The following is a 13,214-nucleotide window of genomic DNA, read 5'->3' on the forward strand; positions in this document are numbered from 1 at the left end:
CGGGAATGAAGGGGAATGATCCCGTCCTCGAATACGAACGGAGATGGTTGGGGAAAAAGCTCCGTTCGTACTTCGGAGAACGAGCCTCCGAAATGACTTACTCGAGGGAAGTATTTGCAATTATCCAGGTAATGTCCATCATTATAGCCTGCCCGGAGACAAAGCTGAACAGTCGAATTCGATGGTTCGTTCCTGGCGTAGAGCCTCCTGTCAGAGTCGAACTGACGACCTGCCGCTTACAAGGCGGCTGCTCTGGCCAACTGAGCTAAGGAGGCGGTCCCGGTGGTCCATTACAGCTCCGGGCCGCGGTACGGAATGATATCGTACCATCACCGTGCCCCCGAGGGGACGCTGGACGCGAAATTGCTCTCGATCTGCCCGGTTCAGTCCAACGAGCGCGGTTGGCCGGAGGCGCCGATGGCAGGCATGGCGCCCTTGACGCCCACCTTGGACTGACCCAGGCCCAGAGCCTTGAGCAGGCCCGTGCGGTAGTCCAAACCTGCCTGGGACAGGTTGCCCAGCTCCCAGTAATTGCCGTTGATGCGGACCGTGGGCGTGGTCATCTGCCCCTTGTTGGATCCGGAGGGATTCCAGAGCTCCTTGCGCAGGGGGGTGTAGGTGTCCATGGCCTTGATCCAAGCCCGGTAGTGGCCCTTGACCGCCTGGTCGGCCACGTTGGGATCAACCCCGGCCTTGATGGCCTGTTGGCGGATCTTGTCGTTGCTGATGGGGTGGTAGTCGGACTCATCCGGCTGGAAGTCCTTGGCGTAGAGATTGGCGATGAAGGGCAGCAAATGGTCGGGATCGTGTTGGGCCACGTAGATGGTAGCCGTGCCCGTCCTGGTCGAGTAGTTGTCGGTGGAGAGCCGGTCCATGAAGCTCATGGGATAGATGACCAGGTTGATCTGCCCGGCATCCACCAGACCGGTCAGGGTGGAGTCCAGCCCGCGATGCAGGGCGCCGCAGCCCGGGCACATGAAGTCCATGTAGATCTCCACGGTCGGAGCCTTGGCCACCGGTTTGTTGAGCCCTTGAGAGCTGATCAGAAAGCCGCCCTGGTCATTGGCGGCCGAGGGCTTTTCCTTGACCTTTGCGACGGCCTGACGAGCCTGCTCCAGGTCCTGGGTCTTGACCGGGCGATGGCTGCGCCAGTACAGGAATCCGCCCAGAGCGATCAGCGCGATGAGCACCACAGTGACGATGACGCCGATCATGGTCTGCTGGCGGCGCTCCTTGGCCTCCTGGAGCCGCCGGGCCTCTTCCTGGGCCTTGAGCGCGGCCTTGCGGTTCTGCTTGCCCTTGGACATGACCTGGATCCTTTCCTTGGCGTACTGAGCATAGTGTAGCCGCCAGGGGTGGAGCTCGATCTTAGGCGCGCAGGAGGTGGATGGGGGCCCAGTCCATGGAGGGCTGGGCGATCAGCCCGGCCAGGAGGACAGCAATAATCAGCAGCCAGATCAGGAGCAGGATCCACCTGCGGCGGGGGTTGCCCGGCGCCGTGGGATCCTGGCGGCCCATGGGGATGCGACCCGCCGCCAGCCGCAGGACCCTGTTGCCGCTGTTGGCTTTGGGGGCTGAGCGGTTCTGCGTCGGCAGAGTCGTCAACAGCCAGCCTGCCAGCGTCGCCAGGGCCATGGCCAGCCCGCCGGCGGACAGGGGCCTGGCTGCCGGCAGGGGGAGGGTCAACAGGTGTTCACCCAGGGTCAGGCCTGCGCGGACGGTGGTGAGGGCGCCCGCCCAGGTCAGCGGCAGAGCGACCAAAACCTGGACAAGGATCATGCCCGGCAGGCGCAGCAGGGCGGCCCCCAAGCCCTTGAGCAGGTGCCAGGGGAGGGCAGCTGCGTTCAGCAGACGGTCGGTGCCCCGCCGAGGGCCGTCGCGGCGCAGCTCGCGTTCGATCTGGGCTTTGATGCTCCATCCGGCAGTGCTCAGGGCCCAGAGAAGGATTCCGGCGGTTGCCAGGGCCGAGACCGGAGCCAGTGCTGTCAGCAGGGCGGGGAACATTCCCAGCATGACCAGGCAGGGGGTTCCGGCCTTCAGGTAGCGCAGGCGTCGTATCTGGGCAGGGGGCTGGTCTCCCAGCCAGTGGGCGTTTGCGTCATTGCTGTAGCCGCTGGGCAGGGGCTGTGCCGGCGGAAGCGGATCCTGGACGGTAGTGGCTTGTAGATCTTGACGATCGGCTGCAGGCTGGAGATCCTGCCAGGTCTGCGTCTGCTCCTGCTGCTCCTGGGCTGCTGGAAGGGGATTCAAGAGGGTGGTGGGTTGCTCCAAGTCGGGTAGGAGGGTCGTCTGTTCATCGGCTTCGCCGTTTGTCAGAGGCTGCGACCAGGCCGTCCGTGGACTGTCTGGATTAGCCTGCGTAATAGGCGGCATGGGCATGGTGGCCGGCTCAACGACCATGGTGGGCGAGTCGGTCTGCTCCTCAGCCTCCGAAGAGCCGCCGCCAAAAGGGCGCATCGTCTCCTGACTGCCCTTGCCGGGTTCCTGGTCGTCTTGCTCACCCTGCCAGGCCTGCGGATCCATGGCATCCCGGCTGATGGCCTCCAGAAGCTCCTCAGGCGTGCAACGCGCTCCCCGGTCGGGGGAGAGCGCCGAGCGCAGGGCTCTCATGGTGCCCACGGGCAGCCCAGACAGGTCAGCATTGCCCGAGGCTTCCCGCTCCAGAACCGCCATCATGGGTTTGTCGCCGAAGACCGCCCGTCCAGTGGCCGCATAGGCCAGAACGGCGGCCGTGCTCCACCAGTCGGTTCCCTGATCGGCCTCGGCTCCGTCGATGATTTCCGGGGCGATGAAGCCGGGGGTTCCCATGACCAGCCCGGTCCGGGTCACATGGCTCTGTCCCTGGCCCATGGCGATGCCGAAGTCCACCAGCACCGGGCCCGAGACCGAAATCATGACATTGGTGGGTTTGATGTCCCGGTGGACGATGCCCGCCTGGTGGACGGCCGCGACGGCATCGGTCAGCTTCCGCGCCAGCCGTTCCAGGTCGTCGCCCTGATAGGGCCCGTTGACGGCCACGTCGTCCCGTAGATTGCGCCCCTCGATCAGTTCGGTGACGATGAATGCCAGGGCATCATCAAGCTCCATGTCCACGATCCGGCAGACGCCTGGATGACGGATCCGCTGCAGGGCCAGTGCCTCGCGTCGCAGGCGCTCGCGTGCCGAGGCGCGGTCACGTTCATCAGAGTTGTCTGGCGAGGTCTGCTCGTCCTCCTCCAAGGATTCCCGCAGAATCTTCATGGCGTAGTCCTGGCCCCCGCCATCCCGCGCGCGCCAGACGGACCCCATGGCTCCGCCGCCCAGGGGCTCAATCAGGGTGTAGCCCCCGACCAGCCGTCCCGGTCTTAGGTCCAAACCCTCAAGATCGCTCATATCTCCATTGTGCCCCGACAGGTTGAAAAGCACCTGATTGCGGTTCCTGCTGTTTCGCGTCCTCGGCCGCTGGGAATCTGGGAGCCTGATCGGAGCCAGCGGCATAATGCGTAAACAGGCGTTGATACAATATTATCGGTGGGAAAACATCCAAAACAGCAGAAAGAAGGGGCTTCGTGGAAGCTTCGCGCTTTGAAAAAGGATCTGAGGCCTTGGCCGCTATCGATGGCAAGGGTGGTCAGGCCGTCATTGACTCTCTCCAGGACATAGCACCGGACTTGGGCCGCTGGATTGTCGAATTTGCCTTTGGCGACATATACACCCGGAAAGGACTCGATCTTCAGCAGCGTGAGCTGGTCACCATAGGCAGCCTGGTGACGCAGGGTGACACGGCTCCGCAGTTGGCCGTTCACATACAGGGAGCCTTGAATGTGGGGCTGAGCAAGGCGGCCGTGGTCGAGGCCATACTCCAATGTGCTCCCTACGTGGGATTCCCGCGGGTCATCAACGCGATCAACGTGGCCAGGACGGTCTTCGAGGGCGATGCTGGGGATTCCGACAAGCCCAAGGATTGAGTTGGCAAGGGTTCACCGGTCGGATTCAGACCCTGGTGTATAGTGGGCACTGGCTCAAGGGAGAGTTTCTCTTAACCACAAAACAGAAAACCGTCGCATGGCCATACCGATGTCGGTGTTGACCCCGGGACGGAAACCACAGTGAACATCAACCCCTTCACTACGGATCGTTCGGCACGTACCTGCCGATGAAAGGATGAATAATGGCAGAAGTGGTATTCGACCACGTCACTCGTATCTACCCGGGCAACGATGAGCCCTCGGTCAGTGACCTCAGTCTGGACATCAAAGACGGTGAATTCCTTGTTCTGGTAGGGCCTTCCGGCTGCGGAAAGTCCACCACCCTGCGCATGCTGGCCGGCCTGGAGGAGGTCAACAAGGGCCGCATCATGATTGGCGACAAGGACGTGACGACCATGCAGCCCAAGGACCGCGACATCGCCATGGTCTTCCAGAACTACGCTCTTTACCCCCATATGACCGTGGCCGACAACATGGGCTTCGCCCTGAAGATCGCCGGCACCCCCAAGGATGAGATTCGCCAGCGGGTGGAGAAGGCCGCCGAAGTGCTGGATCTGACCGAGTACCTGGACCGCAAGCCCAAGGCTCTGTCCGGTGGTCAGCGTCAGCGTGTGGCCATGGGGCGCGCCATTGTGCGTCAGCCCAAGGTCTTCCTGATGGATGAGCCTCTGTCCAACCTGGACGCCAAGCTGCGTGTCCAGACCCGTACCCAGATCGCCGCTCTGCAGCGGCAGCTCAACGTCACCACCCTGTACGTGACCCACGATCAGACCGAGGCGCTGACCATGGGCGACAGGATCGCCGTCATCAAGCTGGGCGTCCTGCAGCAGGTGGGTGCGCCTACCGAGCTCTATGATCGGCCCGAGAACGTCTTTGTGGCCGGCTTCATCGGCTCGCCCTCCATGAACATCAACATCCACCCCGTGGTCAACGGGCAGGCCAAGATCGGCGAGGACACCATCAGCCTGCCGCGCGAGGCCGTCGACAAGCTGACCCCCGACGACCAGGGCAAGATCGTCGTAGGTTTCCGTCCCGAGAATGCTTCTCTGGCCGGTGCCGACGAGCCGGATGCCTTCTCCCTGAAGGTGGCCAACGTGGAGGATCTGGGCTCCGATGGCTACATCTACGGCAACATTCTGACCGACAACAGCGCGGCTGAGCAGGCCATCGTCATGTCCGACCAGAACAAGCTGACCACCATCCGTGTCAACCCGCGTGACCTGCCCAAGGTGGGCGACGTGGTCAAGATCCACATCGATCCTGAGAAGATGCACCTGTTCTCCCCGGCCAGCGAGCTGCGGCTGAACTGAGTCTTCCTGTAGCCCTGCAGTTCGGCCACGGTTTCCCGCCGACCCGCAGGGCCCGTATCGATTGTTGATATCATCTCCTTTCCTTGTTGACCGGGTGACCAGGAGCCCCGCGCGGCGCATCCGTGCGGGGCTCTTCCCGTATAGGATGGGCGGCGATGGGATGGATGAAGCATGACTAGCGTGAACATCAACCGGGCGACGGCCTCCTCTCTGGACCCCCGTGCCCTGAAAGCCACCTCGATAAAGACCACGGCCGATCCCTCCTCCGAGCAGGAGCCGGCCGCCCTGCACATCACAGCTACCAGCTCCAACCCCAGGATGTTCACCCTGCCCTGGGAGCGGCCGCTGGCCACCTGGCCCCGGGATCTGCTGGCCAACCTGCCCAGAGGCATATCCCGGCACGTGGTGCGCTTTGTCCACGTGGGCGACGATGTCTACGCCATGAAGGAGATCACCCAGCGGGTGGCCGAGCGTGAGTACGAGCTCCTGCGCAAGCTGCAAAAACTGGAGTTGCCCACGGTCAATCCCGTAGCCGTGGTCACCGGTCGCCACACTCGCGAGGGCGAGCCCCTGGAGGCCATGCTGGTCACCCAGCACCTGAAGTTCTCACTGCCCTACCGTGCCCTCTTTGCCCGCAACCTGCGTCCGGACACAGCCGAGCGGCTGATCGATGCCCTGGCGGTTCTTCTGGTAAGGCTCCATCTGGCCGGCTTCTACTGGGGCGATGTCTCCCTGTCCAACGTGCTCTTCCTGCGCGACGCCGATGCTTTCTCGGCCTTCCTGGTCGATGCCGAGACCGGCGATCTGCACGCCAGCCTGACCGACGGCCAGCGCGAGTACGACATCGACCTGGCCAGAACCAACATCATTGGCGAGCTCATGGATCTGGATTCCGGCAACCTGCTGGCCGGCGAGGTGGACGAGGTCGGCGTGGGCAACCGGCTGGTGGACCGCTACCACTCCCTCTGGAGCGCCCTGACGGACGTGGACAGCTTCGATCCTGACGAGATGTGGAAGATCGAGCGGCGCGTCAACCGGCTCAACGATCTGGGTTTCGATGTGGACGAGCTGGAGATGAAGACCGAGGAGGACGGCAACCGGGTGCTGGTGCGCCCCAGGGTGGTCGATGCCGGCTACGCCTCCCGCAAGCTGCTGCGGCTGACCGGTCTGGATGTGCAGGAGAACCAGGCCCGGCGGTTGCTCAACGATCTGGATGCCTATCGGGCATCCACCTGGCGGCAGGGCGAGGACTTGGAGATTGTGGCTACCGACTGGATGCGCGAGGTCTTCGAGCCCACCGTGCGCATGATTCCGCCGGAATATCGCTCGCAGATCGAACCGGCCCAGTTCTTCCATGAGGTGCTGACCCACCGCTGGCTGATGGCCGAGAAGGCCGGCCACGACGTGCCCATGGCCGAGGCTGTGCAGAGCTACATCAGCGAGTCCCTGCCCGAGTACCGGCTGGACTCCGAGGACATGAAGACCATCAACGAAGAGGCCGACGCCGGGGTGGTCGACGACGAGATGAGTTGGCAGGATGCCCATGCCCAGGCTGGTCAGGGTAAGCAAGCCGCCGGTGATCGGACTGACAAGGATGCGAATAGCCATGACGTGGGAGGCCATGACGCAGCTCACAGTGGGGTGACTGACCAAACCAATGTTGGAGGCGAGGCCGGAGCAGGCACCCAGAAGGACCGTGATCGGGCAGGCGGGGAGGTGCCGTCGCAGCCGGCCTTTGAAGACGCCAATGGCGGCCGAAGCTCGCTGAGATCGGTCTACGCCCCTGGCAGCCTGGATGCGGCTGCCGACGAGGACGATCAGGATGATGCGGTCTGGGCCTCCAGCTGACTCTTGAGTGTGTGCGGCACCGGTCTGACGGATGCTGGCTGCTGTATGTAGACCCTTGCCGCCTGGGTCTGTCCGTCTTCAGGTTGCCGGTGCCTGCCTGGGGCTATTTGGCTTGGCTGGCGGACCGTCGGCGTGCCATGGCTACGGCGTAGAGGCTGATGCCGGCCGCCACCGAGGCGTTCAGGGATTCCACCGAGCTGGAGATGGGGATGGAGGCCAGGGCATCGCAGTTCTCCCGGACCAGGCGGCTCAGCCCCTTGCCCTCGGAGCCTAGGACCACCACGAGGGGATCGGTCTCGAAGCCGGTCTCGCCTACTATGGCGCTGCCTGCGCCGTCCAGGCCTACCGCATAGTAACCGCGCTCCTTGAGTCCTTGGATGGCCTTGGTCAGATTGACCACGCGGGCCACGGGCAGGTGGGCGGCGGCTCCGGCGGAGACCTTCCAGGCTGCAGCTGTGACCGAGGCGCTGCGACGCTCGGGCAGGACCACACCCGAGGCTCCGAAGGCCGCGGCTGAACGGATGACAGCCCCGAGATTCTGCGGGTCGGTGACCCCGTCCAGGGCGATGAACAGGGGGCGGGCGGCAATCTTGGTGGCCTGGTCGGCTCCTTCCAGGGCGGCTGCGTGCTTCTCGGCCTTGTCGACCAGGCTCTGCAGGGAGGCGTACTGGTAGGGCTGCACCTTGAGGACCACGCCCTGGTGGTTGCTGGATCGGGCGATGCGGTTCATCTCCAGACGGTCGGCTTCCAGCAGGTTGAGTCCCTCCTGTCCGGCCAGTCGCACGATCTCCCTGGTTCTGTCGTCGTGTTCCATCCGGGCGGCCAGATAGAGCTGGCTGGCCGGGACGCCTGCACGCAGGGCTTCCAGGACGGCGTTGCGGCCGATGACCAGGTCGTCGGAATCGGAGGTGAACCGGTCGGCCCGGCGGCGGGCCGCCAGGCGTGGGTCGGCCGCCTGCCTGCGCTGGGCCGCCTGCCGGGCCTTGTAGGCCTTGTGGTAGACGCGATCCTCAGCCTTGGGGGTAGGCCCTCGGCCGCGCAGTTTGTTGCGGTGCTTGCCGCCCGAACCCTTGGTCGGGCCTTTCTTGTTAGCCATGCCTTCAGTGTAAAGGCAGGCGGGAACCGGTCAGCTGTCTGTCGGATTCAATATCGGCAGGGGCGAAAACAGGCTGTACCTTTGCAGACCGGGCCGCGCGGATAGGTCGTGCAGGTCAACCCAGGGCGGCCACCTGATGAGGATCTGGGAATTCCATCCATTCGACCGGAGACTGCCCGCTCGATGCCGGGGTGACGGCGATGTGGGCCATGGATGAGCGGCCCGAGGCGCCATGCCAGTGTCTGACCCCTGCCGGGCAGAAGACCACGTCGCCGGGTTCCAGCCTGCGGGGCTGATGGCCCTCCTCCTGCTCCCACCCCTGCCCGGCGGTGACGATCAGGAGCTGGCCATGCGGGTGGGTGTGCCAACGGTTGACGCATCCGGGTGCGAAGGTCACATTGCTGGCTGAGCATTCCGCGTCCGGATCGGTCAGGGGGTGCAGCCAGACATGGCCGGTGAAGTTGGGTCCGTCTGCCGAATCTCCCAATGGATAGGGCCCTGAATCCGGCTCAGTCCCGGTCGCCGTTGCCGTTGCCGTGGTGTCCTGGCTCTTGTCATCACGGTCGCTCTCACCGTAGACCTCCTTGGCCAGGTCGAACGCCGACCATGCCTTGGGCCATCCCGCATAGAAGGCCAGGTGGGTGATCAGCGCCACCATTTCAGTGCGGGTGACGCCATTGCCCTTGGCCATGGCCATATGGCTCTTCAACTGGGGGAAGAGCCCCATGCTCATCAGACCTGCGCAGGTAATCATGCTGCGGTCTCGAGCCGAAAGCTCGTCCTCGCGGGACCAGACCTGGCCGAAGAGCACATCATCGTTGAGATGGGCGAATTGTGGTGCGAACCGACCGAGCCGGTCCTGGCCCGCCGTCTGTTTGATTGCCATGGGTTGATCTCCCTGCCATCATCTTGGCCGGATCATTCCGGCAGACTCAGCTATACCCCTTCGAGTGCGCTCGAAGTCAAGGTGATGGCGGAAGCGGCTGCTGGCAGTCAGCCCGAGACGTCAGCCTTGTAGAAGTTGACGTAGGAGCGGGAAGGGGTCGGACCGCGCTGGCCCTGGTAGTGGGAGCCGTTGTGCTTGGATCCATAGGGGTACTGGGCGGGTGAGGAGAGCTGGAAGAAGCACATCTGGCCGATTTTCATGCCTGGCCAGAGTTTGACCGGCAGGGTGCTCACGTTCGACAGCTCCAGGGTGATATGCCCTTCGAAGCCTGGATCGACGAATCCAGCAGTGGAGTGGGTCAGAATGCCCAGACGGCCCAGGGAGCTCTTGCCCTCCAGTCGGGCTGCCAGCGTCGAATCCAGCTTGACATACTCCCAGGTGGATCCCAGAACGAACTCGCCTGGATGCAGGATCCAGGGTTCGTCCTTTGGTACCTCGAACTGCTCAGTCAATGCACCCTGGTCCTCCGCTGGATCCACATAGGTGTACTGATGATTGTTGAAGACTCGGAAGTAACGGTCCAGGCGCACATCCACGCTGGAGGGCTGGACCATGGCAGGCGTCCACGGATCCAGATTCAGGTGTCCTGCCTGGTGGGCATCCAGGATGTCATGGTCGCTGAGCAGCATGCCGAGGTATCTCCTTTAAGCTCGTTGGTCGAGGGTCTCTCCGTGGGCGGGAAACCATCCGAAATCCAGTCTAACCGGCCCTATGCCCGCTTTGTGATCCGGCTGGATTCACAGAGAATTTTCAGATAACACTATCGTCACCATAAGGTAGGTGTTCTTTACTATAACTATCGGCTCAAAAACCGAACGGGCGGTTGACCTCCGTCCGACAACTGATTTCCCTTTCTTCTCTCTCGCCCGGCGGTGTTCATGCACCGCCGGGTTCTCTTCATTGTGGAGGGTTTCTGGAACGCTGATGTTTCACGTGAAACCGTAAGGCCAATGGGTCAATTGAGTTCGTTTAGGCCTATTACAGGAGGTCAGGCCTTTGCAAACCCCTAAGTCGTCCAGTGCCTAGTTGGGCCAGTCATCTGTTTTTGAGCCTCAAGGTCGGCGGATACTGACAATGGGACGGAAAGCGCAGTCCAGCTGCATTCTCGGATTCCCTTTCTCAAACGTCTGTATAAGTTGTGCTCCGAGGCACAGTCCGAACCATAGGCACAGGATTCATGGCAGGAACTGAAGATATGGAAGAACCCCCGTCAGTTATGGCTATGACGGGGGTCCTCCACCGGGGGGAGGGGCGGCGATCTTCTTGCCATCGGCGGCTGAGGGAAGAGGGGGACTATCACAATGCCGAAAGCAGTCCGAACTCCGCTTCCTCCCCGGTTCGCGCGGCCGGGTGCCGGGCCTGGACCTGACTCATTCCCAAGGCTGGGGAGAGCGGACCGGGCCGTGCAGCTATCCGACCAAGTATGTGTGAGTCACACCAGCCTTACTCCTGGGGAGCCTTGGCTGACATGGCCTTGTGGAAGACGGCCACGATGATCAGGGCCAGCAGGGCGGCCAGCGCCATGACCCAGAACATGTTGGCCACCTGGGCTTGGATGCCGGTCTTGACACCCGCCAGGGCATGTGACCCGAATTGGGGATTGGCCATGAGTCCGCTGTAGACAGCCATGCCGATGGAGGCCGAGGTGTTCATCATCAGATCCCCGATGCCGATGCCGCGTCCGTTCTGATCCACGGGCAGGGTGGCCGAGAAGGAGTCGTAGAGGGGCGTGTAGGACATGGTGATGCCGGCGATGAAGACCGAGGCTAGCGCGGTCAGGACCCAGAAGCCCGAGGTGAGCATCAGGGCCGAACCTGCAGCTCCGGCGATCATGAGCAGGGCAGACAGAATCAGCATGGGCAGGCGTCCCATGGCGTTCATGATGACTCCGGACAGGCAGCCCACCAGGGTGGCCACGATGTAGACGATGGTCAGGCAGAGGGAGACCTGGCTCAGGGAGATTCCGTAGATGCGGTCGCCGATCACGTTGTAGATGGGCACGCAGGCGAAGTTGAAGAAGTAGAAGACGAAGAGGGCCAGCAGGACAGCCATGTAGGCGCCGTTGGTCACGAACCCGCGGCTCAGGAAGGGGTTGGCGCCCTTCCAGACATAGCCAGCGAAGATCAGGATCAGGACGGCCAACACTCCCAGCATCCAAGTGGCCGGGAAGGAGAAGTAGACGGCCACGAACCCGGCGATCAGCGCGAACAGGGCGATGCCGAAGACATCGATGCGCTCGCCCTTGATGCCGGTGTCAGGCGTGTACTTGAGCACCGGGGGGATCAGGAGGATGGAGACCAGCGGCACCAGGAAGAGGTAGCGCCAGTCGATGGAGGTGATCAGTCCGCCGGCGAAGATGCCCACAGCCGAGGATGCGTAGTAGACAGCGTTGAAGATGCCCAGATAGAAGGCGCGCTCCTTGTCGCTCAGGTACTTCATGGCCATGACCAGGAAGACCGAACCAGCCACTTGGCCGCCCGCGGTCTGGATCATGCGAGCAAGGACCACGGCCCAGAAGTTCGATGCGCCGAAGAAGCCCAGGAGACTGCCGACGATCAGGGCGCCCACGCCGAACAGGGTCATCTTCCGGGGGGAGATGTAGTCGCAGAGGGTTCCGTAGAGCATGCAGACCACGCCCAGGACAATGCCGGGCAGGGTGCTGATCAGCGAGGCGTTGGCGGACATCCCCAGGGAGTCGCCCACGTTCTGGAAGACCAGGTTGAAGGCCTGGATCATCAGGGTGCCCAGCAGGAAGATGGTCAGCAGGGCCGGCAGGGCCCGCTTGGTGCTGCGGCGGTTCTCGTCAACGGTCGCTTCGGTGGCCGTTGTGGTGATGGATTCGCTCATGACTGCCGTCCTTCTATCGTTCGCTCTCGGTCTTGCGCACCAGGGTCAGAAGCCTGTCCATGAAGCGCCGGGTGAACCGCTCGGCGTCGACCGACAGGGCCACCTTGGTGTTCTTGACCGTGTCCAGAAGCCTGCTGGGGTCGCCGATGGTGCGTGCCCGCTGTGGTCCCTCGGTCTCGACCATCAGGTTGGTGGCGAAGGTGGTGACCAGGCTGGGGTCGATGGCCACGGCGGCGGCCAGGGGGTCGTGCAGGTTGCAGCCGCCCAGGTAGACCCCGCTCTCCTTTTCGCTGATGTCGATGTAGTAGTCGGTCATGTCCGCCAGGAAGCGGCCGGCGCTGGTGCCTGTGGCGCGCAGGGCCTGGGTGTCCTCGCGGCTCATCAGCGCCTGGGTGGTCACGTCCAGGCCGACCATGGTGATGTCTGCGGTGGTGGCGAAGACCCGGTTGGCGGCCTCGGGATCCTGGTTGATGTTGGCTTCCGCGAAGGGTCCTACGTTGCCCGGCTGGGTCAGCGTGCCGCCCATCATGACGATGCTGATGCGGTCGACGATGTCGGGGGCCTTTTCCAGGGCGGCGGCGATGGTGGTCAGGGCGCCGGTGGGCACCACGACCAGCTCGCCCTTGGGGTAGCGGCGGACCGCGTCGATGATGAAGTCTACCGAGCTCTGCTGGCTGGCCTGCCGGTCGGTGCGTGCGGGGATTTCAATGTTGCCGGTGCCGTTGGCCCCGTGGAAGATTTCGGAGTCCGGCGGAACGCTGAAGGAGTCGGCCGTGCTGGGGTGGTCGATTCCCTTGAAGACCGGGATGTCCTCCCGGCCATACATGGCCAGCAACCGCAGATCGTTGTCGACGCCCCGGTCGAGCACTACGTTGCCATAGGTGCCGGTGATCCCGATCAGTTCGGCATCCGGGGAGCCCAGGACGTAGGACAGAGCCAGCGTGTCATCGATGCCAGTGTCCAGATCCAGGATGATCTTGCGGACGGTTTCCTTGCTTGCTGACACGTTGGTCTCCTTCCCAGAAGGATGGGCAGCCCCAACCTTCTGCTTACCTATGTCGTGCCTTCTCTAGGCTGATTCGTTACTGCCGTGAAACAAACAACCTGTTTGATGTAACGTTTCATCAAACTGTACGGAGCTAAACTACCTGCGGCTTGGAGGCTTGTCAAAGCGCGTCGTGGGCTGTTCGCCATCAGGG

Annotated in this window: 10 protein-coding genes and 1 tRNA gene; 3 read left to right on the forward strand and 8 right to left on the reverse strand. The window is 63.1% G+C overall.

The genetic code is table 11. The annotated features are described in order from the left end of the window. Positions 1-201: 201 nt before the first annotated feature. The 3 genes from FPK30_RS00255 to FPK30_RS00265 form a co-directional block, all read right to left on the reverse strand. Positions 202-275 (reverse strand) — tRNA-Thr (locus FPK30_RS00255). 108 nt (positions 276-383) lie between these two features. After that, positions 384-1,307, reverse strand: coding sequence for a DsbA family protein (locus tag FPK30_RS00260; protein ID WP_144084826.1), 924 nt, complete (start codon positions 1,305-1,307; stop codon positions 384-386). A gap of 61 nt (positions 1,308-1,368) precedes the next feature. Further along, the gene (locus FPK30_RS00265) at positions 1,369-3,372 is read right to left on the reverse strand and encodes a serine/threonine-protein kinase (protein ID WP_144084827.1); all 2,004 of its coding nucleotides are present in this window, start codon (positions 3,370-3,372) and stop codon (positions 1,369-1,371) included. 212 nt (positions 3,373-3,584) lie between these two features. Here FPK30_RS00265 and FPK30_RS00270 point away from each other — a divergent pair, with 212 nt between their 5' ends. From FPK30_RS00270 to FPK30_RS00280, 3 genes are all read left to right on the forward strand, one after another. After that, the gene (locus tag FPK30_RS00270) at positions 3,585-3,947 is read left to right on the forward strand and encodes a carboxymuconolactone decarboxylase family protein (protein ID WP_232345905.1); all 363 of its coding nucleotides are present in this window, start codon (positions 3,585-3,587) and stop codon (positions 3,945-3,947) included. 203 nt (positions 3,948-4,150) lie between these two features. Further along, positions 4,151-5,278: an ABC transporter ATP-binding protein gene (locus FPK30_RS00275; protein WP_144084829.1), complete on the forward strand. Its 1,128-nt coding sequence runs from the start codon at positions 4,151-4,153 to the stop codon at positions 5,276-5,278. A gap of 171 nt (positions 5,279-5,449) precedes the next feature. Next, complete coding sequence (locus FPK30_RS00280; RefSeq protein WP_144084830.1) at positions 5,450-7,126, forward strand: DUF4032 domain-containing protein; 1,677 nt, start codon at positions 5,450-5,452, stop codon at positions 7,124-7,126. 103 nt (positions 7,127-7,229) lie between these two features. Here FPK30_RS00280 and rlmB read toward each other — a convergent pair whose 3' ends face one another. The 5 genes from rlmB to FPK30_RS00305 form a co-directional block, all read right to left on the reverse strand. Further along, positions 7,230-8,222, reverse strand: a complete 993-nt coding sequence (gene rlmB, locus FPK30_RS00285; protein ID WP_144084831.1) for a 23S rRNA (guanosine(2251)-2'-O)-methyltransferase RlmB — start codon at positions 8,220-8,222, stop codon at positions 7,230-7,232. A 115-nt stretch (positions 8,223-8,337) separates the two neighbouring features. Next, on the reverse strand, positions 8,338-9,108 hold the full coding sequence (locus tag FPK30_RS00290; RefSeq protein WP_144084832.1) for a carboxymuconolactone decarboxylase family protein: 771 nt from the start codon (positions 9,106-9,108) through the stop codon (positions 8,338-8,340). Positions 9,109-9,215: 107 nt separating this feature from the next. Continuing rightward, complete coding sequence (gene dcd / locus FPK30_RS00295) at positions 9,216-9,797, reverse strand: dCTP deaminase (RefSeq protein WP_045925038.1); 582 nt, start codon at positions 9,795-9,797, stop codon at positions 9,216-9,218. An 814-nt stretch (positions 9,798-10,611) separates the two neighbouring features. Next, positions 10,612-12,015: an MFS transporter gene (locus tag FPK30_RS00300; RefSeq protein WP_144084833.1), complete on the reverse strand. Its 1,404-nt coding sequence runs from the start codon at positions 12,013-12,015 to the stop codon at positions 10,612-10,614. 13 nt (positions 12,016-12,028) lie between these two features. Further along, entirely contained in the window at positions 12,029-13,021 is a 993-nt protein-coding gene (locus tag FPK30_RS00305) for a nucleoside hydrolase (protein WP_144084834.1), read from the reverse strand. Between the last annotated feature and the right edge of the window lie 193 nt (positions 13,022-13,214).

The sequence above is a fragment of the Bifidobacterium apousia genome (genome assembly GCF_007559275.1).
Classification (GTDB): domain Bacteria; phylum Actinomycetota; class Actinomycetes; order Actinomycetales; family Bifidobacteriaceae; genus Bombiscardovia; species Bombiscardovia apousia.

What these genes read in the sequence shown, in the direction of transcription:
- FPK30_RS00260 (WP_144084826.1), bottom strand. Translation starts at nt 1,307, where the DNA reads ATGTCCAAGGGCAAGCAGAACCGCAAGGCCGCGCTCAAGGCCCAGGAA.
- FPK30_RS00265 (WP_144084827.1), bottom strand. Translation starts at nt 3,372, where the DNA reads ATGAGCGATCTTGAGGGTTTGGACCTAAGACCGGGACGGCTGGTCGGG.
- FPK30_RS00275 (WP_144084829.1), top strand. Translation starts at nt 4,151, where the DNA reads ATGGCAGAAGTGGTATTCGACCACGTCACTCGTATCTACCCGGGCAAC.
- FPK30_RS00280 (WP_144084830.1), top strand. Translation starts at nt 5,450, where the DNA reads ATGACTAGCGTGAACATCAACCGGGCGACGGCCTCCTCTCTGGACCCC.
- rlmB (WP_144084831.1), bottom strand. Translation starts at nt 8,222, where the DNA reads ATGGCTAACAAGAAAGGCCCGACCAAGGGTTCGGGCGGCAAGCACCGC.
- FPK30_RS00290 (WP_144084832.1), bottom strand. Translation starts at nt 9,108, where the DNA reads ATGGCAATCAAACAGACGGCGGGCCAGGACCGGCTCGGTCGGTTCGCA.
- dcd (WP_045925038.1), bottom strand. Translation starts at nt 9,797, where the DNA reads ATGCTGCTCAGCGACCATGACATCCTGGATGCCCACCAGGCAGGACAC.
- FPK30_RS00300 (WP_144084833.1), bottom strand. Translation starts at nt 12,015, where the DNA reads ATGAGCGAATCCATCACCACAACGGCCACCGAAGCGACCGTTGACGAG.